The following is a 26,826-nucleotide window of genomic DNA, read 5'->3' as shown; positions in this document are numbered from 1 at the left end:
AACGTGGGCGTCACCCGACGACAGCTGCTGTGGGCCGGTGCCGGCGTGGGGGCGACCGGCGTGCTAGCCGCCTGCAGCAGCGGCACGGGCGGTTCCAGGGACGCCGCCCCCTCCGGCGGCGCCTCCCAACAGCCCCGCGCGGGCGGCACCTTGAAGGTCGGTGCGCTCGGAAAGGCCTCGGCCATCACCCGCGACCCACACGGCACCCAGGCCAACGAGAGCGACTACCTCATCATCAGCCTGCTCTACGACACGCTCGCGATACCCGGGGACACAGCCAACACCGCTCCGCGTCTGGCCGCCTCCTGGAAGCCCTCGGAGGACCTGAAGACCTGGCGCTTCACCCTCGCTGACGGCGCCGTCTTCCACGACGGCACCCCGGTCACGGCCGACGACGTCGTCTGGTCGCTGAAGCGGCTGCGCAACACCCCGGCCGGCAAGAGCCGCCTGCCCGGCATCCAGCCCGAGGGCATCTCGGCCGAGGACGCCAGGACCGTCGTGCTGGTCTCCGACTACCCCAACGCCGACCTGCCGCTGCTGACCCGCCTGACCACCTTCGTCCTCAAGAAGGACACCAAGGACGACGCCGTCGCCGGCGCCCCGGGCACCGGCCCCTTCAAGCTCGACTGGTACCGCGACGGCAACGCCCGCCTGGTGCGCAACGACAAGTGGTACGGCGGCAAGGTCCTCCTGGACGCCGTCGAGGTGCGCCTCTTCGAGAGCCCTCAGGCCATGGCCAACGCCCTGCTCGCCGGACAGATCGACGTCGCCTCCAACGTCGGCGCCGTCGCCGCGCGCACCGCCGAGGCCCGCAAGGACGTCCAGATCGTCCGCCGCCCCAACGACATGGCGATGCCCATCGTCATGCGCACCGCCGACGGTCCGTTCGCCGACGTCCGGGTGCGCGAGGCGCTCAGGCTCGCCGTCGACCGCGACGCCATGGTCAAGCAGGTCCTCTCCGGCTACGGCAGCGTCGCCAACGACATCCTCGGCACCGGCGACCCGGCCTTCGCCAAGGACATCCCGCAGCGCACCCGCGACCTGGCCAAGGCCAAGCAGCTGCTCGCCGACGCCGGCTTCGACACCTCGAAGACCTACGACCTGATCACCACCGAGGACATCGCCGGCCTGGCGGAGTCCGCGACGCTGTTCGCCACCCAGGCCCGAGAGGCCGGGGTGAAGATCAACGTGGTGAAGCAGGACTCCAAGGTGTTCTGGGACGACACCTGGCTCAAGGGCACGCTCTACACCGGCTACTGGGGCACCAACGACTCGGTGGTCTTCTTCGCCTCCAAGACGATGCTCTCGGACGCGGGCCAGAACGAGTCCGGCTGGAACGAGCCGAGCTTCGACGAGACGTACCGCAAGGCCATGGGCACCGCCGACGCCGCCGAGCGCGACAAGCTGCTCCACCAGCTCCAGGAGATCGAGTTCGCCAAGTCCGGCTACCTGCTGTGGGGCATGGCCGACGGCATCGACCTCGCCGGTGCGGCCGTCCGTGACCTGCCCAAGCTGCCCGGCTACGGCCGCGTCCAGCTTGAGAAGACCTGGCTGGCGCGTTGACCACCCTTCACCCGGTGGGCCCGCCGGCCTCCCGGAGCCTCCCGGCCCGCATCCTCCCCGGTGCGGGCCGGGTCGCCCGGCAGGCCGTCCGACGCCTGCTCATGCTCGTCGTCCTGCTCGCGGCCGTCTTCGCCGCCATCGAGCTCCTGCCGGGCGACGCTGCCGGCGCGAGCTCCGACCGGGGCGTCACCGCCGCCGACCTCGCCGCCAGACGCACCGCCATGGGCCTCGACCGGCCGGTCGCCGAACGGTTCTGGGACTGGATGACCGGCCTGCCCACCGGCGACCTCGGCACCACCGCCCGCGGACAGCACGTCACCGACGTCCTGGCCGGCCCCTTCCCCAACACCCTCCTGCTCGGCGGCCTCGCCCTCGCCCTCAGCACCGTCGGCGCCCTCGCCCTCGGCGGCTGGGCCACCCTGCGCCCAGGCGGGCGCGTCGACCGCACGATCGACGCCGTGTCCACCGCGGCGTTCGCCCTGCCGGAGTTCGTCGTCTCCGTCGCCCTGCTCCTGCTGCTGTCCCAGTGGACCGGCTGGCTGCCCGCCGTCACCCTCACCGGCCCGGACGGCAGACCCGAGTCCTGGACCATGATCGTCCTGCCGCTGCTCTCCCTGGCCGTCCCGCAGATCGGCTGGAACACCCGCATCGTGCGCGGCGCACTCGCCGACCAGTCCGCCCTGCCACACGTCCAGGCGGCCGTCCTCGACGGCCTGCCCCGCCGACGGATCCTCAGCCACCACATGCTCCCCGGCGCCCTGCCCGCCATCGCCGTCGGCATCGCCACCTCCGCCGGCATGCTGCTGGGCGGCACCGTCGTCGTCGAGACCCTCTTCAACTACCCCGGCATCGGCGCCGTCCTGGCCGGAGCCATCACCGACCGCGACACCCCGCTCGTCGCCGGAGTCGTGGCCGCCGCCGGCGCCTCCATCAGCCTGCTCCTGCTGCTCGCCGACCTCGTCCGCACCACCACCCTCGGAGACGAGCGCTGATGACCACCACCGCCCCGACCCCCGTACGCACCGTCCGACGGAAGCGACGGGTCCTCCTGCGCGCGGCCCCCGCACTCCTGCTCGTCGTCCTCGCGCTCGCCGGACCGCTCCTGGCCCCGCACCCGATCGACACCCCTGTCACCTTCCCCTACGCGGAAGCGGGCGCAGACGCGCCGCTCGGCGGCGACCAGCTCGGCCGCGACGTCCTCAGCCGCCTCCTGACCGGCGGCGCGCCCCTGATCGCCACCGCCCTGGCCATCGCCCTGATCGTCACCGCGGCCGCCACCGCCATCGGCATCCTCGCCGTGCTGCGCCCCACCCTCGGCCGGTGGATCGAACGCGCCGCGGACCTCACGATCCTGCTGCCCTCGGTCCTCGCCATCATGCTGATCGCCCTGGCCTGGCCCGGCGGCGGACGCCTCGCCGTCGCGGCCGCCGCCACGCTCCTCGGCGTCCCCTACGCCGTACGGATCGTCGCCGCCGCGGCCGCGCCCATCGCCACCGCCGGCTACGTCGAAGCCGCCGCGGCCGGCGGGGAGAACCTCTGGCACCTGACCGTCCACGAAGTCCTCCCCAACCTGCGCTCCACCGTCCTCGCCCTGTTCGGCCTGCGCTTCGTCGAAGGCGTCTACATCGTCTCCGTCGCCGCCTTCCTCCAACTCGGACCCCAACCCCCCGAAGCCGACTGGGCGTTGATGATCCGCGAGAACGCCGCCGGGATCACCCTCAACCCCTGGGCCGTCGGCGCGCCCTGTTTCGCCATCGGCCTGCTCGCCATCAGCGTCAACCTCGCCGCCGAAGCCCTCGCCCCCGCCCGGCCCACCCCGGAGACCCCGCTGTGAGCACCCCCGCCCCCGCTGCCCACGCCACCGCACTGACCATCACCCTCGGGGACACCCCGCTGCTCGCCGGCGCCGCCCTCACCCTCACCCCGGGCCGGATCACCGCCGTCACCGGCCCCTCCGGCGCCGGCAAGACCACTCTGCTGCGCGCCCTCGTCGGCTCCCTCCCGCCCGGCGCGCGCGTCACGGCGGGCAGCCTCACCGTCCTCGGCCACGACATCCTCACCCTCCCACCAGAGGAACTGCGCCGACTGCGCCGCCACCGACTCGCCTTCGTCGGCCAGGACCCGGGCTCCGGGCTCAACCCCCGCATGCGCGTCGACCGGCTCATCACCGAGACCGCCGTCGACCGTCGCGGCGTCTGCGTACCGGACCTGCTGCGCGCCGTCCGGCTGCCGGTCGACGAAGGACTCGAACGGCGCCGGACCGCGAACCTCTCCGGCGGACAGCAGCGGCGCGTCGCCCTCGCCCGAGCCCTCGCCCGCCGGCCCGCGATCCTGCTCCTCGACGAACCCACCGCCGGCCTGGACGCCGCCCTGCGCGACGACATCGCCGACCTACTGCGCGACCTCGCCGACTGCGACGCCATCGCCATCGCCCTCACCAGCCACGACTCCGACTTCGTCGCCCGCTGCGCCGACGACGTCCTCGCGCTGCGGCCCGCCCGCCCGGTCGCGACCCCGAACACGCCCGCAACGCCCCCGGTACCCGGGCAGGCGTGCGTTCCCGCCGGTACGGAGCCCGTCATCGAAGTGAAGGCACTCGATGCCCGGGTCGGCACCGGCCGGACCCGCCGGCAGGTCCTCGCCGGCCTCGACCTCTCCCTCCACCCGGGCACTCTGACCGGGATCACGGGCCCCTCGGGATGCGGCAAGACGACGCTGCTGCGCACCCTGGCCGGCCTCCACCGCCCCGAAGCCGGAAGCATCACCCTCGGCGGCGAACCCCTGGCCCCCTCCTACCGGCGGCGCACCCGCGACCAGCGCCGCCGCATCCAACTCGTCCCGCAGAACCCGCTCGGTGCCCTCAACCCGGCCCACACCGTCGGCGCCACCCTCACGCGCCCGCTGAGGCTCCACTTCGCCCGGCCCGCCGACCGGTGCGGCACCCGCGTCGCCGAACTGCTCACCGCCGTCGGCCTCACCCCCGACCACGCCGCCCGGTATCCCCACGAACTCTCCGGTGGACAGCGCCAACGCATCTCCATCGCCCGCGCGCTGGCCGCCGAACCCGACGTCCTGCTCTGCGACGAGGTCACCTCCGCCCTCGACGCCGACACCGCCGACGGCATCATGGAACTCCTGCGCACCCTACGGACCGATCAGGGACTCGCCGTCGTCCTGGTCAGCCACGACCTGCCACTCGTGTCGGCCTACGCCGACACCGTCCTCCGCCTCACCGGTGCCGGGGAAGCCCTCCAGGCGCAGCTCCACCCGGTCCCGAGCCCAGTGCCGAACTGAGCGAGCGCGGGCACCGCGTTCGGGGCGAGGCCTCGGACGGCACGGGCCTTCGGCGGCCGTCTCCGCGCGACGCGTCAGCCGGCTGCCTCGGCGACCGGACCTGCCGTGGCGTCGGCGCCTTCGCGTGCCCTCGTCCAGGTCCGCCGTGGCCCGGCGGTCAGCGTCCAGCCGGCGCTCTCGCGGAGCACCGGCCGCGGGCCGACTCCGCGGGCGGCCGTCGCGCACACCCGACGGAGCAGGGAGTTGAGCTCGACGCGCTGCCCCTTCGTCAGCGACGCCAGCAGGTCCTCCTGCGTGGCCGACGCGTCGGCATGGAGCACGTCCAGAGCGGACCGGCCCACCGTGGTGATCGTCAGCACCTCCTGCCGACCGCCGATGTGGACGACCATCGACCGCAACAGCTCCGCAGCCACGAGGTCGTCCAGTGCCCGGTCCGCCTCGGCCGCGGGCGCCGTGACGCGGGCGATGAGGTCATCCCGACCGTGGGGTCCCAGTCGGGCCAGTGTCGACAGCAGGGCGCGGTGGACCGAGGTCATCCCCCGGTGATCCAGCCGGTCCGCCAGCAGGCGCTCGGCAGCCCGGCCGGCCTCCGACAGGAGGTAGACGGTTTGCTCGAACGGGCTCGACGAGCCATTTCGTCCGTCGTACAAACCGTGTCCTCGTCATCGGGTGGGCTCGACGCCCCTTGGCGTCCAGCAAGCGAGCCGAGGCTCACCATACCCACGCACCCGACCATTGGTCTACATCGATGTCGTCCGATCGTCACCGCCCGACGACCGTCCGCGCGACCTCCTCCACGTACTCGTGAAGGCCGTAGGCGAGGCCCAGCGCCAGCAGGCCCGACACCACCACCACGGCGACCAGCCCGGCCGCGGCGGCACGCGGTCCGCGCCCATCCGGCCCGGTGGGCTCCGGCTCCAGCAGCGCCCGGACCCGCCGGGGCACCGGCCCCGTGCTGACGGACAGGAAGCCGTGACCGCGCCCTCCCGGCCCGGCCGAGCCGGCGAGCGCGGCGCGGGCGATGGCGGTCGCGGCGACCTTCCGGTCCCCCACCACCGCGGCGGCGGCTTCGTCCGCCCACCGCTCCAGGTGGAACTCCAGCGCGGCCCCCAGCTGCCGGAGCGCCGGATGCACGGCGGCAGCGAGGTCGGCGACGGAAGCGAGCACATGATGCCGTCCGCGGAGGTGAGCCCGCTCGTGCGCGAGCAGCACCGCGCGCTCGGACGGCGCGAGGGCCCTGAGCATGCCCTCCGTCACGACGACACGGCCGGCGCGCCCACGATGACGCGGCAGGGCGAAGGCCTCCGCCTCCTCACCCGGCACGACGAGCACATCGCCTTCGGCCGCCCCCTCGCCGGTCAGCTTCCACGCGCGCGACAGCAGCACACGGTGCCGACGGACAGCCAGCGCCAGCCGCACCGCCTGGACGCCGAGAAGTACCCCGGCGGCGCAGGACACCGGCACCACCACCGGCCAGTTCGTGATCACCTGAGCGAAGCTCAGGTCCTCCAGCTTCGCGAGGAACGGCACATGGAAGAGCCCGATCAGCGCCGCGGCCGTGCCACCGGCCAGCAGCACCGCCGCTCCGGCCAGGGCCAGGGAGGCCTCACGCGGCGGAAGGAGCCCCGCCAGGCGACGGGCCGCGGGTGCCGCGGCCCACGGAAGGACGACCGCGAGCGCCACGACCACCAGGAACGCCGTCACGCGTCGCCCTTCGAGGCGGTCTCGCTCCCGGCAGGAGCCACCCCGGCCTCCACCTCGACGAGGAGACGCCGCAGGACTTCGCCGTCGTCCGTGGACAACGAGGACACGAACCGCTTCAGCACCAGGTCCCGTTGCGGTTCCTTCTCCAGCTCCCGGCGCATGCGCCCGGCCGCCAGGCCCGCGGCATCCGAAACCGGCGCATAGGCGAAGGAACCCCCCGGCCGCGTACGGTCCACGGTCCCGTTCTCGTGCAGGCGGGCAAGGATCGTGGCCACGGTCGTCCGGGCGAGGTCCTGGCTCAGCGCGCCCTTGACCTGCCTGGCGGTCATCGGCTCACCGGCCGCCCACAGCACCGCCATCACGTCCGCGACCAGTTCCCCGTGCGGACGCCTGGCCTCCTGGCTGCCGTTCGCCATCTCTCTCCCTGTCGCCGATGCCCTTGGCCGGCGCACCCGAGCACCGACGGCCGTCGGCGACGAGGGCCGCTCGCGCCAGTGTGGCGAGAAGGGGTGCGACCCGTGTTACTTAGGTGTGCCTCAGCTAAGTTTAGGGGCTTGCGATCTGCCGGGGCCCGGTGGTCGACGGTGAGGTACAGGCCACCGTCGACCGGGCGGCCGTCGAGAGCGAGCGCGCGGGAGCCGGACGCCCCCAGGAGTGATCCCGCGTCCAGCGGGTTGACGACCAGGAGGCTCGACGAGAGGTGTATCGCGTTCAGCGCCCTTCCTCGGGAAACGAATTGTTCGCTCGGGTACGGGGTGGGGTGTCAGGCCGGCACTCGGGAACGGTGCCGCTCGGCCCTGCCCAGACACGCCACGGCCGCCACGATGACCACCGCGAGGACGAGGCTGACCGGCCCGGTACCGAGGTCCAGGCCGCCGCGCTCGCGGCTGACCCCGGCCCAGTCCGCGAAGCAGGCGCCCAGAGGCCGGGTGAGGACGTAGGCCCACCAGAAGGTGAGCACCGGCGAGAGGCCGGACAGGCGGTGGGCGAGCGCCGGCAGGGCGATCAGGGCGGCGAACAGCAGCCCGGAGGGCAGGTAGCCCCAGCCCAGGGTGGCGGCGGTCAGGTCACCCACGGCGGTGCCGAGCGCGAAGGTGGCCATGACCGCGCACCAGTAGAAGACCTCGCGGCGCCCGCCCGCGACCGTCTCCACGGCGAGCGTTCCCTCGGTCCGTCGCCACACGGCGAACACCAGGGCCAGGGCTGCGGCGAACGCCACCGCCGACCCCGCGTACGGCACGCCGAGGGCGACGTGCGCGACGTCGGCGGCCATGGTGCCGAACACGCTCACCATGGCCACCGCGGCCCAGTACACGACCGGGACGTAGCGGCGGGTGCGGGCCTGTGCGAACAGCGCGGCGGCCAGCAGCAGGGCCGCCGAGCCGACGGCGGGCACCGGCCCGAGCACCCGGGCGAGATAGTCGGAGGTGGTCTCGCCCATGCCGGTGGTGAGGATCTTGACGATCCAGAACACGGCGGTGACCTGCGGAACCCTGCTCAGGACGGGCCCGGCGGCCCCGGCCCGGTGTCGGCGGATCCCCGCGGGGACGATCGTGGCGCCCAAGACGACGGCGCTCCTTTCCGTGGGGCGCGGCCGGGGCCGCACCGGGGCGAGTGGGTCAGCCGCCCAGGACGGTGTTGGCGGTGATCGTGTCGTTGGTTCCGTCGACGGTCACCAGGTGCCGCACCCCGTCCGGGCCGAGGACCACTGCCTGCCAGGCGCGGCCACCGCCCTGCTCGGTGACCGGGGCCAGCGACTCGACCTTGCCGGCGGGCACCGCCGACGAGGCCTTGACCACCGCGTCGGCGGCGTCGGTCGACGGCAGCGGCGCCGGTGCGCCGTCCGTCCCCGGTCCCCGCTGCGCGTGACCGCCGTGACCGCCCTCACCGCCGTGACGGCCCTCACCGCCGTGACGACCGCCCGGGTCGTCGTGCCGCTCCCGCTCACCGGCGAGCTTGCGGTCGCCGTGGCCCTCGCCCTCGTGGTGGAGCGCCACCGCGGCGGCGCCACCGCCCAGCACGACCACCGCCGCACCGACCACGGCCCAGCGCCCGGAACGCCGGCGCACCCAGCGCCCGGCGATGCCCAGCCCCGTACGCCTCCGTCCCGCGGACTTCTGCGGCTCGAAGGGTTCCCCGGCCTCCATGGGTTCGCTCACGGCACCCACCCCGTTCCTCGACAGGCCCGGGCCGTTCCCCGGGCGGTACGGCCAGCATGTCCGGCGGTCGCTGAAGATCGGCTGAAGACCTGAAGGCGCCTTCAGCCCCGCGCTGTCACCCTGGTGGGTATGCGCGTACTGGTGGTGGAGGACGAACGCCGGCTGGCCCTGGCGGTGCAGCACGGCCTGACCGCGGAGGGCTTCACCGTCGACGTCGCCCACGACGGGCTCTCCGGCCTGGCCAGGGCCATGGACCACACCTACGACGTGATCGTCCTCGACATCATGCTGCCCGGCCTCAACGGCTACCGGGTGTGCTCGCGCCTGCGGGCCGCGGGCAGCGACGTCGGCATCCTCATGCTGACCGCCAAGGACGGCGAGTGGGACGAGGCCGAGGCCCTGGACACCGGCGCCGACGACTACCTGTCCAAGCCGTTCTCCTTCGTCGTCCTCGTCGCCCGCCTCAAGGCGCTCGCCCGGCGCATCGGCAGCCGCGCACCCCGCGAAACCGTCCTGGGAGACCTCGTCGTCGACTCCGCCGCCCGCACCTGCACCCGGGCCGGCACCGTGATCCCGCTCACCCCCCGCGAGTTCGCCATCCTCGACTACCTCGCCCGCCGCGCCGGCGAGGCCGTCTCCAAACGGGACATCCTCGACGCCGTCTGGAACAACGCCCTCGACAGCGACCCCAACACCGTCGAGGTCCACGTCAGCGCCCTGCGACGCAAGATCGACACCCCGTACGGGAGAGCGGCGGTGCAGACCGTCCGCGGCGCCGGATACCGGCTGGCGGCCGACGGTGGCTGACCGGACCGCCGCCCCCGTGAGCGCCCGCGTCCGCGCGGCCGGGCGCCGCCACCTCGCCCGGCACCCGCGCCTCGCCGCCCTCGTCGACCGGCTGACCCCGCGCTCGGTCCGCGCCCGCACCACCCTCGCCGCCTGCCTCAGCGTGGCCGTCGTCCTCGCCGTCGCCTCGGCCGCCGTCATCCTGCTGCTGCGCGCCAACCTGGTACGCACCGTCGAGACCGGCGCCCGCGAACAGGCCCAGGCCGTCGCCCGCCTCGCCGGCGAAGGACGCCTCACCAACCCCCTCCCCCTCGACCACGGCACCGACTTCATCCAGGTCGTCGACGCCGACGGCCACGTCGTCGCCGCCAGCCAGAACCTCGCCGGCCACCCCGCCATCGCCCCCGGGGGCCGACGGGCCGGTCACGACACCTTCGACCTCGGCGCCCTGGGCGACGAACACCACCAGCGCGTCACCACGCTCACCGCCGACACCCCGACCGGCCCCGTCACCGTCCACGTCGGCGCCTCCCTGCGCACCGTCGACACCGCCGAGGACCTCGCCACCGCCGCCCTCGCCGCCCTGAGCGGACTCCTGCTGCTCACCGTCGGCGCCCTCACCTGGCGCGCCACCGGCCGGGCGCTGCGCCCCGTCGAGGCCATCCGCGCGGAGGTGGCCGCCATCGGCGACCGCGACCTGGACCGCCGTGTCCCCGGCCCCCGCAGCGACGACGAGATCGCCCGCCTCGCCGACACCATGAACGCCATGCTCGAACGCCTCGAAGCCGCCGGGGCCCGCCAGCGCCGCTTCATCGCCGACGCCTCCCACGAACTGCGCAGCCCCCTCGCCGTGCTGCGCACCCAGCTCGAAGTCGCCCTCACCCACCCCGACCCCGGGGTCCGCAACGACCTGGTCAGCGGCGCCCTTCAGGACACCGAACGGCTCCAGGCCCTCGCCACCGACCTGCTCCTGCTCGCCCGCCTCGACGCCACGGGCCACGACTGGCCGCACGAACCCGTCGACCTCGCCGACCTCGTCCGCACCACGGTCGCGGCCCGCGGCAGCGAGCCCCACCCGGTCACCGTCCACGCGTCCACGCCGGTCACCGTCCACGGCAACCCGCTGTGGCTGGGCCGCCTGCTCACCAACCTGCTCGACAACGGCCAACGCCACGCCCGCCACCACGTCACCGTGAGCCTGCACGTCGACGGGGCCACCGGCCACGCCCTCCTGGACGTCTCCAACGACGGCCCCCCGATCGGACCGGCGGACCGCGAGAAGATCTTCGAACGTTTCACCCGCCTCGACGACGCCCGCAGCCGCGACGACGGCGGCACCGGCCTCGGCCTTCCGATCGCCCGCGACATCGCCGCCGTCCACGGAGGCACCCTCACCGTCCTCGACACCCCCGGTACAGCCACCTTCCGGACCCGGATCCCGCTCCCGGCCCGCCGCTCCGCGGGCCACGAACCGGACCGCGACCGCTGAGGTGCACTTCGGCGCTGCGGCAGGTCCGGAGGTGACACGTCATGACCCGCATCAGCGTCGCCCCGGAACGGCACGCCACTCTGCGTTCTCCACCGGGGGACGCAGAACGTGAACCACCAGCCGTTCGTGGACGAGGACATCTGCCCCGCGGATCGACCGGCCCCGGCGGCTCAGCGGTGTTCGGGGTTCTCGAAGTCGAAGCGGCAGCCGGCGTCCCACTCGGAGCGCTGGTTGCCGTGCGCCGGGATGCCGCCGGCGTCCTTGAGGATGCGGGCGAGGTGGAGCTGGTTCCAGGTCATGAAGGTGGTGTTGCGGTTGGTGAAGTCGTTCTCCGGGCCACCCGACCCGGGGTCGAGGTACGACGGCCCCGGGCCCGCCTCCCCCACCCAACCCGCGTCGGCCTGCGGCGGGACGGTGCAGCCCAGGTGCTGGAGGCTGTAGAGCACGTTCATCGCGCAGTGCTTGGCGCCGTCCTCGTTCCCGGTGATCAGACAGCCGCCGACCCGTCCGTAATACGCGTACTGGCCCTCGGAGTTGAGGATCGACGAGCAGGCGTACAGCCGCTCGATCACCCTCTTCATCACGGAGGAGTTGTCTCCCAGCCAGATCGGCGGAACACTCTGGCACACTACCTGACCAGCTGAAACTCCTGAAGAGCCTGGGCCCCTCACCGTCGGGACGCTAGTCGTACTTGCTGTGCACCCGGGCCGAGACGGTTCCGCACGACGGACAGCCCGCCTCGGCGCCGGTCGTCACGGCGTGGACAGTCAGGGTGTTGACCGTGACGTCGCAGGTCCGGTGGAGCCAGAGGTCTTGGAGGAGATCGTCAGCCACGACCGTTCATGATCGCGGTTCGGGTGACGCTCCGTGGCTCCAGCACGGAAAGTGGCTCTGTCGCTGATTGAGGGGTGCGTGCCGACCGTGATCGGGTGGTGGGCATGACCTGGGCGTGATGGATCCGGTGCGTGTGCGTGTGGCGGACCTTCTCTTTCCGGGGATCGGTGTGGAGGTCGAGGAGATGGTTCTTGGGGATGGCGAGGTTCGTCTCGCCGTGCGGTCGGTGGCGGCGGCGGCCGTCTGCCCGGGGTGCGGGCGGAGATCGTCGCGGCTGCACTGCTACTACAGGCGTCGTCTTGCGGACCGTCCGGTGGCGGGTCGGCGGGTACGGCTGGACCTGAGGGTGCGTCGCCTGCCTGGCCGCGGTATGGAGGGTCGCCCTGTCCATCTGCGCCACCAGACTCGCCCTACAGCTGCGGACCAGACACAAGACCCACACACGCTGACCAGGTCTGTCCCTGCCGTACCGACGAGCTACAGATCCACCCTGCACCGTCGCGCACGTCCAACAGCACTTGACGGCCGGTATCACGAGTGTCCTTTCTGACCGTTCTTCTCGCAGTGCGGTGCCAGCAACACGGACGTGCACCACGCGCACACGGGCGGTTCGGGTGAGACACAGCGTGCCCGGGTCTCAAGCTGGGAACGGATCGCACACTGACCGTGCACCGGAGGATCCGTATGAGACCCGAGCCGTCCCTTCGTCGGAAAGCCGTGCTGCGCTGGGGTGCTGTGCTGCTGACGGTCATCCCAACAGCGGCGTGCGCGGCCGGCAACGGCGCGGAGACCGGGCGGATCGAGCCGGACAACGTGAACGCCAACATCGGGGACCTGAACCTCCGTGATGTGCGTCTGGTCATGGATGCGAGCGGAAACGGCACCGCCTCGCTGGCGGCATACATCCTCAACCCGAGTGGGGAGCCCGACACCCTGGCGGCAGTCAGCATGGAGGGCGGCGGCTCGTCCCCAGCGGGTGTAGTGCTTCCGCCGGGGGAGCCGGTCCTGGTGGGGTCGCCGGGCTATCCACAGGTACAACTGTCTGGAGCGGTCAGCCCGGGCACGTACCGGCTGGTCGGTTTCACTTTCGCTCGTGCCGGACACGGCACGGTCAACGCCTATGTCGTCAGCTCCGCCTCGCCGTCGGCGCAGCTCTCGACGGCTCCCACGGTGGGCCCAACGGCCAGCGTCTCACCTTTGCTGGCGAACCGTGGTTCTGGAGCACTTTCCCTGCCAAGCCACGGAGCGTCACCAGAATCGCGATCATGAACGGTCGTGGCTCAAGCTCTCCTCCAGGACCTCTGGTTCCACCACCGGCGGCGGTACCGCCGGCCTCCCTTGGAAGTGGTTGTCGTGGCGGTGATGCTCTGCTTTGGCTTGTCGCTGGCCTTGATGGTGGTGCCGTCGTCGCCGTCCATGATGAAGGAGCTGGGGGCTCCCCCGAAGTGTGGACACCAGTGCTGTGCGGCGAGCGCCAGCGTAACTGATCGTTGCTCGAACTCGATCGGGCTGAGGTAGTTCAGGGCGGAGTGCCTCCTTCTCGTGTTGTACCGGGTGATCCAGCGGAAGACTGCCAGGCGGGCAGCGCGGGCTCCCAGCCAGCGTTTCGCGCCCTGCAGGGTCTCCCGTTTCAGGGTCGCGTTGAACGCCTCCGCAGCGGCGTTGTCCGCACTCGTGCCGACAGCGCCGCGCGACCTGGTCACACCCACCTCACGGCAGACAGCGGCGAATTCCGTCGACACGTCCTGGGCCCATGTGCTCGCCGCGACCGCAGCCCTCCGCGGCCCCCACCAAGCCGCGGGCCGCGGCCATCATCAAGATGATCGCCGCCCGCCTCGCCGACCAGGACCACCTGCCCACCCCGGTGGCGCTGCGCGGCCCTGCGAGCGCGCCCCCCGACGGCGACCCCCTTGTCCTCGCCGCCGCCGAAGCCCAGGTCGGGCGGCTGCGCCGTCAGCTCGCCGCGGCCGAGCAGAAGCTGAAGCAGGTGAAGACCGGCAAAGCCCACCCCCGCGCCGACACCGGCGACCGTCACCGAACTGGCCGCCGACCGCACCGAGCGCGACCGCATCCGCACCTGGGCCCGCCAGCACGGCCACCAGGTCGCCGACCGCGGCGTCATCCCCAAGCAGGTCCTCGGCGCTTACGCCGCCCGCCACAGCGGCGCGCTGCGCCCCACCGGCTGACCCCGGCCCGCACCCCCGTTCACCGCCGCCCGACCCCGCCCGGGGCCGGGCGGCTTCGTCCATCCCACCTACAGAAGGGCACCCGCTCGTGGACTCGATCACCTTCGCCGGCGGCACGCTCGCCGTCCCGGTCGGCATCTCCGGCTCCGGGAAGACCACCCTGGCCGGCCAGCGCCTGGCGTCCTGGCGGGTCTGCCTGGACGCCTACCGCGAGATGGCGACCGACTCCTTGTCTGTCAAAGTCCAGCGTGTTGAGCCAGGGACGGCGCTGTGGCCTTACACGGGCCACGGGCCGTCCACGGCCATGGCTGGGCGCGGGTGATAGACGGCGAACCGATCGATGACTGCAGCCGCCCGCTTCATCGGGGCGGGCTAAGCACCTCGTCGGCGCTGCGCGGCTCTGTCCGGGGTTGCTGGTTGAGCTTGTGACGGGCGATGGAGGAGCGCCGGTAGACCTCCTTGCGGGCCCGCATGATGTTGCCCAGGGGCGCGTGTTCGGCGGTGACCCGCCAGGGCGTGAAGGACAGCGCGTCCATCTTCGCCAGGTTCTCAGGACCGGAGATATCCTGCTGCGGCAGCCGCAATTTCGCCACGGTGACGGCCGGCGAGAGCTGTTCGGGCCACTCCACGGTGGTGTCCTCCACCGGCATACGCTGCAGGTCGGTGCAGAGCTGGACCTGGATGTCGAAGGCGTAGGGCCGCGCCAGGAGTTCAGCTTGCAGGGCCGGGCGGAAGACCTCCTGCGCGGAGGTCGGGTCGATGTCGCGTAGGAGCACCGCGGCGGCGCAGGCCGGGTCGGGGGTGATGCGCACCTTGGCGATGTAGTCCCCGTGCCGGACCGCGCCCATCGTCCAGTAGCTGGACAGCAGCACGTTCGCCGGTCGGGTCTTCGACAGGCGCAGGAATGCCAGGAACTCGTCCCACGCCCAGTTGTCCTGGTCCAGGGATCCCTTTCCGGTCACGAAGTCGGTGAAGAAGCGGTGGGCTCCGGGCCGCCCCTGGGAGAAGTAGGCCGGCGCGTTCAGGAACAGATCCTGGATGAACAGGTAGTGCTCGATGGTGTTGCAGAAGAAGATCGGTCCGTTGATGTTGGCGTAGTCGAAGGTGCCGGTGTCTGGTTCGTCTTCCAGCAGCGTGGGGCCGGGGACGTCGAACATCTTCAGCGCTAGTCCGGTGGCGGCGCCCAGTCGTGCGTCGGCTCCGGCGTGGGGCGAGCCGTTGGAGAAGCGGATGAGTGCGTCGTGGACTCCCGGGGTCGCGTAAATGCCCTGGGCGTACTCGGGGGGAAGCCCGGCCAGGATCTCCACTTCCCCTCGGACCAGCCCGTAGCCCTTGGCATGGGCGTCGCGCAGGGCCTGCCCGGTGCCGCCGGCCGTGACGGACTCGGTGACGTAGCTCTCGGTCTTGTCGATCACCTTCTGCAGGTTCTGGTCGAAGTCCGGGTCGTCGTCTTCGACGTCAGGCGTGTAGCGGACGAACTGTGTTGCCATGGCTTCGGCCTCTCCTCGCAGAGCGTGATCGGACCCTCGGGCTACGGGGATCGGTTCTCAGTCCTCCAGTTCGGCGAGCCAGCGCAGGGCACGCAGACCCGGAAGGAAGCAGTACTCGCCGCCGCGGGTGACCACGAAGCTGGGCAGGTTGCGCAGGCGCCGGCGGACCGGCTTCGCCGGGATGGTGATGCTGCCGGTTCCGCCGTGGTGCCCGGCCACGGGGTCCTGCTCGCCGGGGTAGCCGATGAAGTTGCCGTCGTTGACCCACTCGGACTTGATGAACTCGAACTGCCGTTCAAGATGGGCCCCGATGAACACTCCGACCAGCCCGCGGTCGGCGCCGTCGTCCTCCAGCACGCCCTCGGGAAGAGGCGGGCCGTAGGTGGTGCCGCGGCGGATGAGGCGGTGCATCCGTGCGTCGCCGATGATCGTGGCATCGCGAGGATTGGTGCGCCGGATATGCGCACCTGCGGGACACCGGAAGCCGCCATCGTCGTGCTCCCGGTACAGAAAGTTGTTGACGCGCTGCGGATCGGCCGCCAGTTCCGGATCATCGTGCTCCGGTGCCAGGGTCAGCGGCGCCCCGCTGGGCCAGCGCCCGACCATCTTCGCCGCCAGCAGGGCCTCCTCCTCGGCACTGGAGCTGTTCGCCCGCAGAAACCGGCGCCACGCCGCAACGTTGGTGTGGATCTTGCGGACGGCCACGTAGGTCCCGTTGCGCCCCAGCACATCGGGGCTGGGCATGGGCGGCAGATTGCCGGTCTCGTCGGGGTAACCGAGGATGAACTCGCCGGCCTTGATGGGAGCCTCCTGCGGGTTGGAGCCGGGCAGCCCGACGCCCTCGATGTTCGGATGGCTGATGCCGTCACGGAAGCCGAAAGTGGTGCGCCCGGTCGGGAGCTGGCGGACCTCCTGCTGCCAGATCACCCGGACACCGGGGATGTCCTCGTAGGCGACACGGGCCCGCTCCAGTTCCCTCTCCATCTGCGCGGCGTCGGAGGAGAGAGCACTCAACGCGATGTGGACCTCACCCATTCCGAACGGTGCCTCCCAGCGGGCCGGTGCGCTCTCGCCCACGTCACCGATCAGCTCCGCGCGAGCGGCCATACCCTCACGAAACGCCCGCGGAAAACTGTCCAGCGACTCCTGGGGTACCCCCAGGGCCTTCAGTCCCTGATAGGTGAACGCCACGGCCACCCAGGCGTCCCGGCTCCGGTCCGCGCTGGGCAGACCACCCGAGGTCACCGGAAGCAGCCGCCGGAGCAGGGCGCGCCCCGCGTGACGGTCGTCGACGTGCAGGAAGACGAACTTTCCCTCGTAGGGAACGGGCCGAGGACGGAGGGCCCCGCTCTGGACGTCGTCGATCTCGACGCGCACACTCGCCGTGCTGCTGTCCGCGGTGTTCATGATCGGTCGTGCCTCCACATCGGCCGCTGCCTGGGCAGCCCACCGGCGACCGGCCTCACGGTCGCCGGCCGGTCCACCGGCGCGTCGGCTCCAAGGGTCGTTTTTTGCGCCCGGCTGCTAGGCCGAGGCTTCCTCCAGCAGCTTCTGGAAAGCGGGCGTGGCCACCAACTCCGCGTTCGCCGGGTTCTTCAGGGCCGAGCGGAACTCGGGGGTGTCCAGCACATCCTCGAACGCCTCCTCCACACGATGATCTTTGTAGATCTGCTGAACGGTCAGATCGGGATAGGCGCTGATGAAGACGTTCGCGGGCGCCTGATGGGCGACGAACCAGTCCTTCACCCCCGGATCGTGGATGCCGGGGAACCCCTCGCTGTGCGAGAAGACCCTCTCGAAGCGGGCGCCGACCACCGTCTTGGCGAAGTCGTCGATGTAGGTGTCCCAGGAACCGTCGAAGACGCTGGCGAACATGAACCGGGTGTCGTCGTCGAAGATCACGTGCCGCGCGTCATGCAGGGTGCCGATCTGCCGTACCGCCGCGTGGGTCTCCGCGTCCTGCGCCGCGTCGGCCATCGCGGCGAGGTCCTTACGCAGCGCATCGGCCTCGCCCGGCTTGATCTTGGTGAAGACGGTGAACTCGCTGCAGACCCCATCCGACCTGCCCGGGCGCTCGGGGTGAGCAGACTGGGTTCCACCTGTCGTCGCAGTCATCGTGAGATCCTCCTGCTGCGGTCGGTGAGAGGGTCTCCAAGCGCACGACATGGGGCGCCATCGCCCTCACCTGTTCATCGTCACCGTGGATGCGCTGCCTCGCATCTTCACCCCTGAGCGATGCAGACGCTCAGGGCACCCGTTTGATCACACTGACCGATGACCTCGACGCCACGTCCGGGAAGGCAGGAACGCGGATCCCGCAGGCTCATGCAGGTGGCCTGGCCTGGAGAAGACTCCCGAGGACAGATACGGCCAGGCGCAGGAAGATGGGAGGACATGCGCCGCCGTCGCCCTCTCGGGCAATCACATCCGCTCCGTTCGGGTAATCACATCCGCGCGGCCCTGGGAACAACGGCGCAGCCGATCGCGGGTCGTCCCGTCGCGCCGGAGGCGGCCGGGGCACCTACTTCCGCCAAGCCTCGCCCACCTGGATCGCCGCCCCGACTCCCACCCGGAGGCAACAATGGGCAAAGTTCTCGGTGACGTCCTCGGTCTTGCGGCCGGCGTCGCGGTCAGCCCGCTCCCGATTATCGCAGTCATCCTCATCCTCGCCACGCCCCGAGGCCGACTCAACGGGCTCCTCTTCACCGTCGGCTGGATCCTGGGGCTCTCGGTACTGGGCGCGGTGATGCTCGCGATCGCCTCCCCCGCAGGTGCCTCCGCCCGCAACCACCCGGCCGCCTGGGTGGGAGCTCTCAAACTCGCCCTCGGCGTGCTCCTCGCCGTCTTCGGCGCCCGGCAATGGCACCGACGGCCGAAGGACCCCTCGCAAGCGCAGCTGCCGAAGTGGATGAGCGCGCTCGACCGCCTAACTCCGGTCAAGATCTTCGCACTCGGATTGGCTCTGGCCGCGCTCAACGCCAAGAACGCCCCACTGACCATCGCCGCGGGCGCCACGATCGGCTCTGCCGGACTGCCGATCGGGCAGCAGATCGCATCGCTGGTGATCTTCGTTGTGATCGCCAGCCTCGGCCTGCTGGCCCCACTGGGAGTGTTCCTGCTCGGTGGAGAGCGGGCCCAGACCACGCTCGGAAGCTGGAAAGACTGGGCAGCTCAGCACAATGTCGCCGTGATGGCCGTCCTGTTCTTCGTCCTCGGGCTGAAACTGCTCGGAGACGGCATCTCCATACTCACCTCCTGACATACCCACCCATGCGTGGCAGTCCGAGCACGGACGCGCCACAAGGGGCGGGTCGGGTGCCCGGGGGCTCTCACCGCCAGGCCACCCGACCTTCGGCGCTCGTCGGCCGAGCGGCGCCGGCCAGGTGCCGCGGGTCTACTCCACTGTCGCCGAGGCCGAAGCCATCGCCAGCAGCTGGGCGGCAACGCCCCCACAGCACGACATGACCCGCTACCTGCCGATCGGCGCCTGCTTCGGCAGCGTGCACGGACTCTACGACGCCTTGGTGAAGTCGAGGGTCGACGGGTCCTTGTCCGGGGCGGGCAGGGCGAGGGCAGTCACCTCGACCCGGGTCTGCGGGGCAACCGTCAGGCCCCACGCGGTGAAGAAGCCGATCAGGTTCCGGCCCGACACGCGTGAGGCGTTCAGGATGAAGAACTGCTGGGGATCGCCCGCCTTCTCGGCCCGGCGGGCCAGCTTGTGCAGTTCGGGGTAGAAGCGGTCGCCGAACGCCAAGCGGAGCTGTTCGAACATGGCCAGCTGGACGAAGGGGTCGGCGCCCTCCGCGTTGAAGTCCTTCGTGGCCGCCGACGAGGCCAGGTGCTTGCGGACCGCCGCGGGGGTGCCGTCCTCGGCGAGCCTGGTCGGCCGGCCCAGGTCACGCTGGACGGCGAGGCTGTAGATGTTGACCGTCACCTCGGTGACGCTCTCCCAGAGCCAGGAGGACTGCTGGTGAATGTGGCCGAGCTCGTGCCACATGCCCCAACTCTTCATCAGCTGTTCGGCGTTCAGGGCTTCGTCGATCGAGTCGGAGGGGTAGGCGACCCGGTCGACGGAGGCATTGGGGTTGATGCCCGCCTTGGCTTCCGAGACGAAGTAGCGCAGCGGGCTGCGCCGGTCGCGGGGGTCGTGCCCGTCCAGTCCGCTGATCGCGTCCTCGACTGCGAGGATGCGCTCGTAGGCCTGCAGCAGGGCGTCCGGGTCCTGGCCGGCGTTGCGGCGGGCGGAGTCGAGGTGGACGGTGAGCACAACGTGCTCGCCGACGAGCTGAGCGACCGGCACGTCCTTCGCCTCAGCAAGCTGCGAGCGCCAGTCCGCGACCGGCGAGCGGCCCAGGACGTGGTACGGGACCGGCCGGGCGGCCTCCCCGAAGTGCAGGGTCACGGCGGGCACTTCTCCCGGGGAGTCCTTGACGTACCGGATGTGGAGCATTCCGCCCGCGTCGTCGCTGACGGTGTTCGTGGGGCCGGGCAGCGGATGGGCGCGAGGCTTCTCCTCCTCGCCCTCGTCGGTTCCGTCGAGGCCGTACGTCCCGACCAGCAGCTCGGGCACCGGCGCCCCCGAGGGGCGGTCGACGCTGACCGAGACGGACATGTGGGGCGGGAGGTACAGGCCGGTGGGCTGGGCGTCGTCCGGGTGGAAGTCGGTGGCCAGCCGCTTCTGCTCCGCCCCCGCGGACGGCGTAGCGGCGAGCGTGACGTCCCGGACGGACGGAGAAGAAGCGGACGGCGTCGAAGCGGACGGCGAGGGCCCCGGGCGCGGGGGCGCGTCGGCACTGCACCCCGCGGTCAGCAGGGTGGCGGCCACCAGGCCTACAGCGGGAACGAGACCGAGGCCTCGGAGTCTCGTAAAATGCTGCACCATCGTGGTCGCACCCTCCCCTTCGTATCGATTGGTCCGGCGCGTCGCCTGCCGGTCGGTGTGCCTGCGGGGCCCGAGGGTTCGGCGGGCCCCGCAGGGGTCAGTGGCTACCAGTCACGTGACGGGTCAGGTGCTCGGCTGGTCCGCGGGGGTTCCGCTGCCAGTGCCCCGTTGAGCGACCAGCCATTCGTGGTTGAAGACCGGGAACGTCAGGTCCTTCTCGAAGGCCGATCCCAGCAACGGGAGGCGCGCCGCGAGGGAGCCGTTGACGTCGAATCCGCCGTAGAGGGAGGCCTGGCCGTCGATCTTCGGCGGCGCGCCGGAGGTGTCGACGGTGATGCTGCCGTTCACGGCGCCCCGCAGGTAGGGCTCGATGCCGGCCTTGATGCCCACGGTGTCGTAGAGGAAGACCCCGGCCTCGGCGAGCAGGCCGGCACGCACGCCGGCGTTGCCGGAGAGCTTGGTGCTGACCGGGGAGACCGTGGCGGTGCCGGGGTCGGTGGTGGTGGCCCAGCCGGTGCCCTTGGTGTAGTCGGCGTGGATGCCCCAGGCGCCGTCGAAGGCCTGTTCGGTGTCGATGGTGATGTCACCGTCGGCGGAGACCTGGGCGGTGAGGGTGAGTTCCAGGCTGAGCACCACCGGCAGTTGGCCGACCAGCACGACCGGGTGGGCGAAGAGCTTGGCCAGCGGCACCTTGACCGGGGTCAGGCCGGCGTGGAGTCCGGCGGTGACCCGCCAGTCGGCGTGCGCGCCGAGGTCGAAGCCCACGTTGATGTGCTGGGGGATGAGGCCGAGGGTGGCGCCCTGGTAGTCGAGGTCGACCACGGGCTTGAGCTCGATCGTGCCGTCGACGTCGACCGTGGACTTGGCGGTCACGGCCCCGTCGGCCCAGCTCTGGTCGGGCACCGGGACGGAGGCGTGCGCCTTCAGCTGCAGTGCGGCCGAGGCGGAGCCGGTACCACCGCTGGTGTCGCCGGTGAAGGAGACGTTCAGGTCCTTGGCCAGGGGCTCGACCTTGATGTTGCGCGGGTCGAGGAAGGTGTGACCGGCGGCCTTGACCTGGCCCAGCAGTTCGGTGAGCGCGGCCGGGCGGGTGCTGACCGCGACCTTGCCGTCGCCGGTCGGCCGGACGTCGGTGACCTTGACCAGGGCACCGTGCGGTGCAGCGTCAGTCGGCGGGCTGTCGATGAGCTGGCCGGGCTGGACGCTCGCCGTGGCGGCCGCTGCCGTGCCGGAATCAGCGACGGCGTTCCCGGTGGGCGCCAGAACGGCCTGACCGCTCTGCTGGTCGTAGGAGTCCAGCTTGAGGTCCGAGGTCGTGGACTGGGCGGGCGCTCCGGAGTCGGACGGGGTGGCCAGCGCGACGTTCGGCGTGTCGGTGGTGGCCACGACGACGGGCAGGCTCGTCGTCGCCGGAGCGGCCGGCTCGGCTGCCGACGCGGCCGGGGTGATGGCGCCGACCGCGAGCACGACGGATGCCGCGATCGCGGACAGCGCGATGGTGCGAGTGGACAAGTGGAGAGTCCCCCATGATGGTTGGGCGATCGGGAGCTGCTGCTCCCGACCCTCTGACGGGAAGCGTCAGTAGTGCGAGGTCAGCAACTGGCCCCGGGCTGCACGGGCTTGAGGTCGACGAGGTAGCCGTCCACGGCATCGGTCACGCAGGCGTTGCTGCGCCCGTAGGCGGTGTGGCCGAGACCCTTGTAGGTGAGCAGCATGCCGCCGGGGAGTTGGGCGGCGAGGCTCTGGGCGTCCTGGTAGGGGGTCGCCGCGTCGCCGGTGGTGCCGACCACGAGGACCGGCGGCAGGCCGTCGGCCTTGACGCGGTGCGGCTGCAGCGGACCGGTGGGCCAGGTGCGGCAGGTGAGGTCGGCGAGCACGGTGGAGGCGCCGAACGCTCCGGACTCCTGGTAGGCGCGGTCGAGGACCTGCCAGTACGCCTGCGGGTCCTTGGGGTGCGGGTTGTCGAGGCAGTTGGCGGCCATCAGGGCGTCGCTGCTGTTGTCGCGGGGTGCCGCGTCGGCGGTTCCGGCGTCGGTGGGGGTGTCCGAGGCGCCCGGGTCAGCGGAGCCGTCGTCCTGGAGGCCCTGGCCATGGTCGGCGATGTCGGCGAGCTTGGTGCCGTCGCCCTTGCGGGCGGCGGTCAGGCCCTCGGAGAGCGCCTGCCACTGAACTTCCGGCGTGTACATCGACGCGGTGACGGCGCTGTGCAGCATGTTCTCGTCGAGTCGCTTGGTACTGCCCTTGATCGGCAACGGGTGGCGGGCGGTCCTCGCGAAGAGGTCCGAGACGAGCGTGCGGATGCCGTCCGGCGTGGTAGCCGGGCAGGCCTTCTGGACGATCTTGGCGCAGTTGTCGGCGTAGTCGTCGACGGCCTTGCGGAACGCCCGGCCGCCGCTCAATGCCTCCTCGGACCAGTCGAGGGCGGGATCCATCGCCCCGTCGAGGACGAGGGCGCGCGCCCGCTGCGGGAACTGTTCGGCGTAGATCGTGCCGAGGTAGGTGCCGTAGGACCAGCCGACGTAGGTCAGCTTGTCGTCGCCGAGGGCGGCGCGCAGCACGTCCAGGTCGCGGGCGGCGTCCAGGGTGCCGACGTGCGGGAGGATCTCGCCGCTGCGGGCCTGGCAGGCGGCGGCGGTGCGGTCGGCCTCCGCGAGGGCGGCCTGGCGCTCGGCATCCGTGCGCGGGTAGAGCGGCTGCACGGCGTCGCTGCCGCCGCCCTGGTCGGGCGCGTCGTCCGGGGTGGTGCAGTCGAGGGCGGGCTTGCTGCCGGCGACGCCGCGCGGGTCGAAGCTGACGATGTCGAAGTGCGCCCGGGCCTGCTTGGTGAAGGAGTCGGCGCCGCCGGACTTCATCTACTGAACGCCGGAGGCGCCCGGGCCGCCCGGGTTGAAGACCAGCGATCCGATGCGCTTGTCCGGCATCGCGGTGGCCGCCTTGACCACGGGAAGAGCGAAGGTCTTCCCGTTCTCCGGGTGCGCGTAGTCCATGGGGACGGTCAGCGTGGCGCACCGCAGCTCGCCGCACTTCGTCCAGTCGAGCTTCTGCCGGTAGAAGGACCGCAGCGCCGACTGGGCGGACGGCTCGGCAGCTGTCTCCGGGACCGGCGACACCGGCGTGATCGTCGTGTCCGGAGAGCAGGCGGCGAGCGGGACGGCGCCCAGCACGGTCAGTGCCAGGGCGAGGGCGACGCGGCGTTCGGGGGTACGACGCGGCGCCCTCGCGCCTGGGGTCTGGGGGGTGTGACCCTCCGGTTGCGTGATGGCCTTGCTCCGGAGAAAACGCTGCACTGCGAGGTCCCATCCCACGTCGGCTGTCGGGTACGTCGCAGAAGCCTGGCCGGGGCACCGTGAGATTTTGATGAGACCGGTGGGACTATCCTGGCCGCTGTGCGCATATTGGTTGTAGAGGACAACGATGACCTTCGGTTCGCCGTGACGGCGGCGCTGCGCGGCGCCCACGACCTGCGCACCCCCGCCGCCTCGCTCCGCCTGCTCGCCGAGACCGCCCTGCGCGACGACGCCACCCGCACCGAGGCACTCAAGCGCACCGTGAGCCTCGCCACCCGCACGGGCGACCTCGTCGACGGCCTGCTCACCCGCGCCCGCCTCACCGCCGGCGTCACCACCCTCGCGACCGAGCCCCTGCGCTTCGACCAGCTCGTCGAAGCCGTCGTCGACGACACGCACACCGGCGAACACCGCATCACCCTCCACACCGATCCCACCGTCGTCGACGCCGACCCGGACCTGCTCCGCCGAGCCGTCACCAACCTGCTCGCCAATGCGCTCACCCACGGCCACGCGCCGGGGCTGTCCGCGGCAGTCGAGCTCACCGTCACCGCCGACGGCACCCTCGCCGTGGATGACGCCGGACCGGGAGTCCCACCCCACCTGGCCGACTCGCTGTTCCAGCGATTCCGCAGCGGCTCCGACTCCACCGGCCTCGGCCTGTCCATCACCGCCTGGATCGCCCGCACCCACAGCGGGTCCCTGACCGTCACCACCAGCGAACGCGGCGGCGCCCGCTTCACGTTGACGATCCCGGCGAAACGGCGGCCGTGACCCCTGGCGGAAGGACATCTCGGGCTCCCCCTCACTCCTCACGGAATCCTCACGCTGCTCCGGGCAGCCTGCGCGGACGACCGAGAGGGGATCCCCGTGAATTCCGCCATCTGCCAGCGCGGTGCCATCGTCCTGCTCGCCACTGCCGTCCTCTGCACTTTCCTCGTGGGGCTCAGCTCATCCACTGCGAACCCGAAGGAGCCCGCGCCGGTCGGCCGCATGAGCACGGTGGACGCGACCGTGACACGACTTCGGCCGCTCTGTTCGGCGCTGCGGCGGCAGTGCGCGGTCGGCGCGTCCGCGCGCAGGGGAACGCGGGTGCGACCGCCTGTGCTGGTGCACCCTCGGGCTGCCCGCTGACCCGCGAACAGCCGACCGATCAAGGGCCCACCGCGCACCACCGTGTCACGACCTCCTCGCCGGCGTCCGCGGCTGCCGGCCCGACGGCGGCCCCGGCCGGGCCTCCTTCATCAAAGCCTCACGACCCGCCCGCCATGCTCCTGGGACGCACGACGGTTCGACGAATCGACCACAGCCCGCAGGAGAGCCCGCATGGACAACCGACCGACCGGCTTCCGACGACTCAGCGGAGCGTGCCGCCTCGGCCTGGCCGGAGGGCTCGGCGCCATGGCCATCGCGCTGGTCGGTGCGGGTCAGGCCGGCGCCGCCGACGAAGGCCATACGCCGGGCACGTACACCTACTACACCTTTCCGAAGGGCACCGGCTCCCTGCACGATGTCAGCTGGACCACCACCCCGGCCTACGACCCCGGCTACACCGCCGAGATCTTCTGGAGCCACCAGTTCGACTTCGACAACCAGCACACCGGCTACATCGGCGTGCAGAGCAACGGCGGCTCCCCGCGCAAAGTGCTCTTCTCGGCCTGGGACACCACCGAGACCAAGCAGGGCGGCCCCGGCAGCAGCTGCAAGCCGTTCGGCGGCGAGGGCACCGGCCGGCAGTGCTCGGCCGCCCTGGACTGGCAGGCGGGCCACACCTACCAGTTCAAGGTCGCCGCCACCACCGGCGGCTGGTTCAACGCGACCGTCACCGACAAGACCACCGGCACCACCATCGACCTGGGCAGCATCAGGACCGCTGCCACCGGCATCTCCCCCGACAACATGGTCGACTGGACCGAGTACTTCGAGTGGAACGACCCTCGGCCCACCTGCTACGACCAGCCCAACTCGGCCGTCACCTTCGGCCTGCCGACCGCCAACGCGGGCACCGTCACCGCCGCGGCCACCTCCACCGAACTGCGCGAATTCTGCAAGCCGCAGGCCAAGGCCGAACTGACCGCACAGGGCAGCACGCACCGCAACGCCATCGGCAACAGCGCCCGGGGACCGCTGCAGAACGGCCGCACCTGCCTCACCGCCAAGGGCACCCCCGGCGACGGCACCAAGCTCGCGATGGCCGACTGCACGCCCACCGCCGACCGCGCCTGGGTCCTTGCCCCCGACCAGACCCTGCGCCTGCCCTCCAACTACTGCCTCACCGAACAGAGTTCCACCACCGTCGTGCGCGACTGCGCCGGCGCCACCGACGACGGCAAGGTCACCGACCCCACCAAGCAGTGGGCCTACGACACCACGTCGAGAACCCTGCAGAACAAGAAGTCCGGGCAGTGCCTCACCGCCGCCCCCGACAGTGCACCCGTCACGCGGCCCTGCACGCCAGGAAGCACGGACCAGGCATGGAGCGTCCCCGCCCGCGACGGCGCCCCCGCGACCGGCGTCCCGACCGACGGCGTCCCGACCACGGCGCCCTCCCCCACCACCTCACCGCGCAGCCCCCACCCGGTCACCCACACGGCCACCCGGCACAGTGACACCCTCCCACTCGCCCTGGGTGGCGCGGCCGCGCTCGTCGTGGGAACGGCCGCCGCCCTCCTCGTCCTGCACCGGCGCAACCGTGCTCGGCGGACCCGCGACTGACCTGCCCCGAGGAGAGCCGACATGCCGCCGCCCCGGGCACCTCACCGGTGCCCGAGACGGTGGCATGGGCGGCGGTCCGTCGGTGGAGGGTCAGGTCCTGGGGCCGACCTGTCCGGGAACCGCTCGTGAACCCCTCACTGTCAGGCGTGCAGCCAGCTGAGGCTGAAGTTCCCGCCGCTCAGCGCGGAGTTCCGGGTCAGCGGCGTGGTGCCGCGCTCGATGTCGGTGGACTCGACCGTGCCGGCGCTCGCGAGCGGACTGCCGTTGACGATCACATCGGTGAAGTTGATCGGCTCGAACCCGGCGACGGCCGGGATGCTGAAGCCCAGGTCCTCGACGATCGCCTCGGCGGAGGAGAGTTCGACGTCGCCGGTCTTCGTGAAGGTCTTGCTCCAGCCCTGGGTGGTGTCGGACTCGGTGAGGGTGAAGGTGTTTCC

General features: G+C 71.7%; 26 protein-coding genes and 3 pseudogenes. 13 read left to right on the top strand and 16 right to left on the bottom strand.

All coding sequences use genetic code 11. From position 1 onward, the window contains the following. Positions 1 to 3: 3 nt before the first annotated feature. Genes ACGF13_RS29230 through ACGF13_RS29215 form a run of 4 tightly spaced genes read left to right on the top strand, consistent with a single transcriptional unit; the run spans position 4 to position 4,857 of the window. Entirely contained in the window at positions 4 to 1,563 is a 1,560-nt protein-coding gene (locus ACGF13_RS29230) for an ABC transporter substrate-binding protein (RefSeq protein ID WP_392880674.1), read from the top strand. Then, positions 1,560 to 2,555 carry an ABC transporter permease gene (locus ACGF13_RS29225; protein WP_392880671.1) on the top strand — a complete coding sequence of 332 codons (996 nt, stop codon included), beginning with the start codon at positions 1,560 to 1,562 and terminating at the stop codon, positions 2,553 to 2,555. Before ACGF13_RS29230 ends, ACGF13_RS29225 begins: the two co-directional genes overlap by 4 nt. Then, positions 2,555 to 3,397 (top strand): ABC transporter permease, encoded by an 843-nt coding sequence (locus tag ACGF13_RS29220; RefSeq protein ID WP_392880669.1) that lies wholly within the window; start codon positions 2,555 to 2,557, stop codon positions 3,395 to 3,397. The genes ACGF13_RS29225 and ACGF13_RS29220 overlap by 1 nt, the downstream gene beginning before the upstream one ends. Then, positions 3,394 to 4,857: an ABC transporter ATP-binding protein gene (locus ACGF13_RS29215; protein WP_392880666.1), complete on the top strand. Its 1,464-nt coding sequence runs from the start codon at positions 3,394 to 3,396 to the stop codon at positions 4,855 to 4,857. The genes ACGF13_RS29220 and ACGF13_RS29215 overlap by 4 nt, the downstream gene beginning before the upstream one ends. Before the next feature lie 74 nt (positions 4,858 to 4,931). On the opposite strand, the gene ACGF13_RS29210 is transcribed toward ACGF13_RS29215, so the two are convergent. The 5 genes from ACGF13_RS29210 to ACGF13_RS29190 form a co-directional block, all read right to left on the bottom strand. Continuing rightward, positions 4,932 to 5,507, bottom strand: a complete 576-nt coding sequence (locus tag ACGF13_RS29210) for a hypothetical protein (protein ID WP_392880663.1) — start codon at positions 5,505 to 5,507, stop codon at positions 4,932 to 4,934. Positions 5,508 to 5,619: 112 nt separating this feature from the next. Then, positions 5,620 to 6,435 carry a M56 family metallopeptidase gene (locus ACGF13_RS29205; protein ID WP_392880661.1) on the bottom strand — a complete coding sequence of 272 codons (816 nt, stop codon included), beginning with the start codon at positions 6,433 to 6,435 and terminating at the stop codon, positions 5,620 to 5,622. A 122-nt stretch (positions 6,436 to 6,557) separates the two neighbouring features. After that, entirely contained in the window at positions 6,558 to 6,977 is a 420-nt protein-coding gene (locus tag ACGF13_RS29200) for a BlaI/MecI/CopY family transcriptional regulator (RefSeq protein WP_392880659.1), read from the bottom strand. Positions 6,978 to 7,324: 347 nt separating this feature from the next. Continuing rightward, on the bottom strand, positions 7,325 to 8,125 hold the full coding sequence (locus ACGF13_RS29195) for a hypothetical protein (RefSeq protein WP_392880656.1): 801 nt from the start codon (positions 8,123 to 8,125) through the stop codon (positions 7,325 to 7,327). 55 nt (positions 8,126 to 8,180) lie between these two features. After that, complete coding sequence (locus ACGF13_RS29190) at positions 8,181 to 8,720, bottom strand: hypothetical protein (RefSeq protein WP_392880654.1); 540 nt, start codon at positions 8,718 to 8,720, stop codon at positions 8,181 to 8,183. Between the two features lie 129 nt (positions 8,721 to 8,849). Here ACGF13_RS29190 and ACGF13_RS29185 point away from each other — a divergent pair, with 129 nt between their 5' ends. Beyond that, a complete protein-coding gene (locus tag ACGF13_RS29185) occupies positions 8,850 to 9,527 on the top strand; it encodes a response regulator transcription factor (RefSeq protein WP_392880652.1) in 678 nt (225 codons plus the stop codon). Positions 9,528 to 9,543: 16 nt separating this feature from the next. Further along, positions 9,544 to 10,995, top strand: coding sequence for a sensor histidine kinase (locus ACGF13_RS29180; protein ID WP_392880649.1), 1,452 nt, complete (start codon positions 9,544 to 9,546; stop codon positions 10,993 to 10,995). 170 nt (positions 10,996 to 11,165) lie between these two features. Here ACGF13_RS29180 and ACGF13_RS29175 read toward each other — a convergent pair. Further along, positions 11,166 to 11,606 (bottom strand): annotated as a pseudogene (locus ACGF13_RS29175) (flavodoxin family protein); the annotation flags it as partial. Between the two features lie 70 nt (positions 11,607 to 11,676). Beyond that, the gene (locus tag ACGF13_RS29170; RefSeq protein ID WP_392880647.1) at positions 11,677 to 11,829 is read right to left on the bottom strand and encodes a hypothetical protein; all 153 of its coding nucleotides are present in this window, start codon (positions 11,827 to 11,829) and stop codon (positions 11,677 to 11,679) included. A 118-nt stretch (positions 11,830 to 11,947) separates the two neighbouring features. Here ACGF13_RS29170 and ACGF13_RS29165 point away from each other — a divergent pair, with 118 nt between their 5' ends. After that, complete coding sequence (locus tag ACGF13_RS29165; RefSeq protein WP_392880806.1) at positions 11,948 to 12,379, top strand: transposase family protein; 432 nt, start codon at positions 11,948 to 11,950, stop codon at positions 12,377 to 12,379. Between the two features lie 134 nt (positions 12,380 to 12,513). Then, positions 12,514 to 13,098 (top strand): hypothetical protein, encoded by a 585-nt coding sequence (locus ACGF13_RS29160; protein WP_392880645.1) that lies wholly within the window; start codon positions 12,514 to 12,516, stop codon positions 13,096 to 13,098. A gap of 194 nt (positions 13,099 to 13,292) precedes the next feature. On the opposite strand, the pseudogene ACGF13_RS29155 reads toward ACGF13_RS29160, so the two are convergent. After that, positions 13,293 to 13,580 (bottom strand): annotated as a pseudogene (locus ACGF13_RS29155) (integrase core domain-containing protein); the annotation flags it as partial. Between the two features lie 285 nt (positions 13,581 to 13,865). Here ACGF13_RS29155 and ACGF13_RS29150 point away from each other — a divergent pair. Together ACGF13_RS29150 and ACGF13_RS29145 are read left to right on the top strand one after the other, a co-directional pair. After that, positions 13,866 to 14,015: pseudogene (locus tag ACGF13_RS29150) on the top strand (histone-like nucleoid-structuring protein Lsr2); the annotation flags it as partial. A gap of 88 nt (positions 14,016 to 14,103) precedes the next feature. Further along, on the top strand, positions 14,104 to 14,337 hold the full coding sequence (locus tag ACGF13_RS29145) for a hypothetical protein (protein WP_392880643.1): 234 nt from the start codon (positions 14,104 to 14,106) through the stop codon (positions 14,335 to 14,337). A gap of 37 nt (positions 14,338 to 14,374) precedes the next feature. Here the strand turns inward: ACGF13_RS29145 and ACGF13_RS29140 are convergent, their stop codons facing one another. The 3 genes from ACGF13_RS29140 to ACGF13_RS29130 form a co-directional block, all read right to left on the bottom strand. Next, positions 14,375 to 15,505 (bottom strand): catalase family protein, encoded by a 1,131-nt coding sequence (locus tag ACGF13_RS29140; RefSeq protein WP_392880641.1) that lies wholly within the window; start codon positions 15,503 to 15,505, stop codon positions 14,375 to 14,377. A gap of 57 nt (positions 15,506 to 15,562) precedes the next feature. Beyond that, positions 15,563 to 16,912 (bottom strand): Dyp-type peroxidase, encoded by a 1,350-nt coding sequence (locus ACGF13_RS29135; RefSeq protein WP_392880639.1) that lies wholly within the window; start codon positions 16,910 to 16,912, stop codon positions 15,563 to 15,565. A gap of 117 nt (positions 16,913 to 17,029) precedes the next feature. Beyond that, positions 17,030 to 17,620, bottom strand: coding sequence for a hypothetical protein (locus ACGF13_RS29130; protein ID WP_392880637.1), 591 nt, complete (start codon positions 17,618 to 17,620; stop codon positions 17,030 to 17,032). Positions 17,621 to 18,086: 466 nt separating this feature from the next. On the opposite strand from ACGF13_RS29130, the gene ACGF13_RS29125 reads away from it, so the two are divergent. After that, positions 18,087 to 18,764, top strand: coding sequence for a GAP family protein (locus ACGF13_RS29125; protein WP_392880635.1), 678 nt, complete (start codon positions 18,087 to 18,089; stop codon positions 18,762 to 18,764). 252 nt (positions 18,765 to 19,016) lie between these two features. Here ACGF13_RS29125 and ACGF13_RS29120 read toward each other — a convergent pair whose 3' ends face one another. From ACGF13_RS29120 to ACGF13_RS29105, 4 genes are all read right to left on the bottom strand, one after another. Next, positions 19,017 to 20,330: a M60 family metallopeptidase gene (locus ACGF13_RS29120; RefSeq protein WP_392880633.1), complete on the bottom strand. Its 1,314-nt coding sequence runs from the start codon at positions 20,328 to 20,330 to the stop codon at positions 19,017 to 19,019. 180 nt (positions 20,331 to 20,510) lie between these two features. Next, positions 20,511 to 21,899, bottom strand: a complete 1,389-nt coding sequence (locus ACGF13_RS29115) for a hypothetical protein (RefSeq protein WP_392880631.1) — start codon at positions 21,897 to 21,899, stop codon at positions 20,511 to 20,513. An 80-nt stretch (positions 21,900 to 21,979) separates the two neighbouring features. Next, a complete protein-coding gene (locus ACGF13_RS29110; protein ID WP_392880629.1) occupies positions 21,980 to 23,239 on the bottom strand; it encodes an alpha/beta hydrolase in 1,260 nt (419 codons plus the stop codon). After that, a complete protein-coding gene (locus ACGF13_RS29105) occupies positions 23,240 to 23,674 on the bottom strand; it encodes a hypothetical protein (protein ID WP_392880627.1) in 435 nt (144 codons plus the stop codon). It abuts the gene before it with no gap. 99 nt (positions 23,675 to 23,773) lie between these two features. On the opposite strand from ACGF13_RS29105, the gene ACGF13_RS29100 reads away from it, so the two are divergent. Both ACGF13_RS29100 and ACGF13_RS29095 read left to right on the top strand, forming a co-directional pair. Then, positions 23,774 to 24,448 (top strand): sensor histidine kinase, encoded by a 675-nt coding sequence (locus ACGF13_RS29100; RefSeq protein WP_392880625.1) that lies wholly within the window; start codon positions 23,774 to 23,776, stop codon positions 24,446 to 24,448. A gap of 552 nt (positions 24,449 to 25,000) precedes the next feature. Next, the gene (locus ACGF13_RS29095; RefSeq protein WP_392880623.1) at positions 25,001 to 26,389 is read left to right on the top strand and encodes a DUF3472 domain-containing protein; all 1,389 of its coding nucleotides are present in this window, start codon (positions 25,001 to 25,003) and stop codon (positions 26,387 to 26,389) included. A 140-nt stretch (positions 26,390 to 26,529) separates the two neighbouring features. Here ACGF13_RS29095 and ACGF13_RS29090 read toward each other — a convergent pair whose 3' ends face one another. Further along, positions 26,530 to 26,664, bottom strand: a complete 135-nt coding sequence (locus tag ACGF13_RS29090; protein ID WP_392880620.1) for a hypothetical protein — start codon at positions 26,662 to 26,664, stop codon at positions 26,530 to 26,532. Between the last annotated feature and the right edge of the window lie 162 nt (positions 26,665 to 26,826).

Origin of the sequence: Kitasatospora sp. NPDC048286, assembly GCF_043201735.1 — a bacterium.
In the GTDB taxonomy this organism is placed as follows: Bacteria; Actinomycetota; Actinomycetes; order Streptomycetales; family Streptomycetaceae; genus Kitasatospora.
This window is presented reverse-complemented; position numbering and strand designations above follow the sequence as displayed.

Coding starts and splice junctions, on each gene's coding strand:
- ACGF13_RS29220 (WP_392880669.1), top strand. CDS start 2,555: ATGACCACCACCGCCCCGACCCCCGTACGCACCGTCCGACGGAAGCGA.
- ACGF13_RS29200 (WP_392880659.1), bottom strand. CDS start 6,977: ATGGCGAACGGCAGCCAGGAGGCCAGGCGTCCGCACGGGGAACTGGTC.
- ACGF13_RS29185 (WP_392880652.1), top strand. CDS start 8,850: ATGCGCGTACTGGTGGTGGAGGACGAACGCCGGCTGGCCCTGGCGGTG.
- ACGF13_RS29165 (WP_392880806.1), top strand. CDS start 11,948: ATGGATCCGGTGCGTGTGCGTGTGGCGGACCTTCTCTTTCCGGGGATC.
- ACGF13_RS29160 (WP_392880645.1), top strand. CDS start 12,514: ATGAGACCCGAGCCGTCCCTTCGTCGGAAAGCCGTGCTGCGCTGGGGT.
- ACGF13_RS29140 (WP_392880641.1), bottom strand. CDS start 15,505: ATGGCAACACAGTTCGTCCGCTACACGCCTGACGTCGAAGACGACGAC.
- ACGF13_RS29135 (WP_392880639.1), bottom strand. CDS start 16,912: ATGAACACCGCGGACAGCAGCACGGCGAGTGTGCGCGTCGAGATCGAC.
- ACGF13_RS29130 (WP_392880637.1), bottom strand. CDS start 17,620: ATGACTGCGACGACAGGTGGAACCCAGTCTGCTCACCCCGAGCGCCCG.
- ACGF13_RS29125 (WP_392880635.1), top strand. CDS start 18,087: ATGGGCAAAGTTCTCGGTGACGTCCTCGGTCTTGCGGCCGGCGTCGCG.
- ACGF13_RS29110 (WP_392880629.1), bottom strand. CDS start 23,239: ATGAAGTCCGGCGGCGCCGACTCCTTCACCAAGCAGGCCCGGGCGCAC.
- ACGF13_RS29095 (WP_392880623.1), top strand. CDS start 25,001: ATGGACAACCGACCGACCGGCTTCCGACGACTCAGCGGAGCGTGCCGC.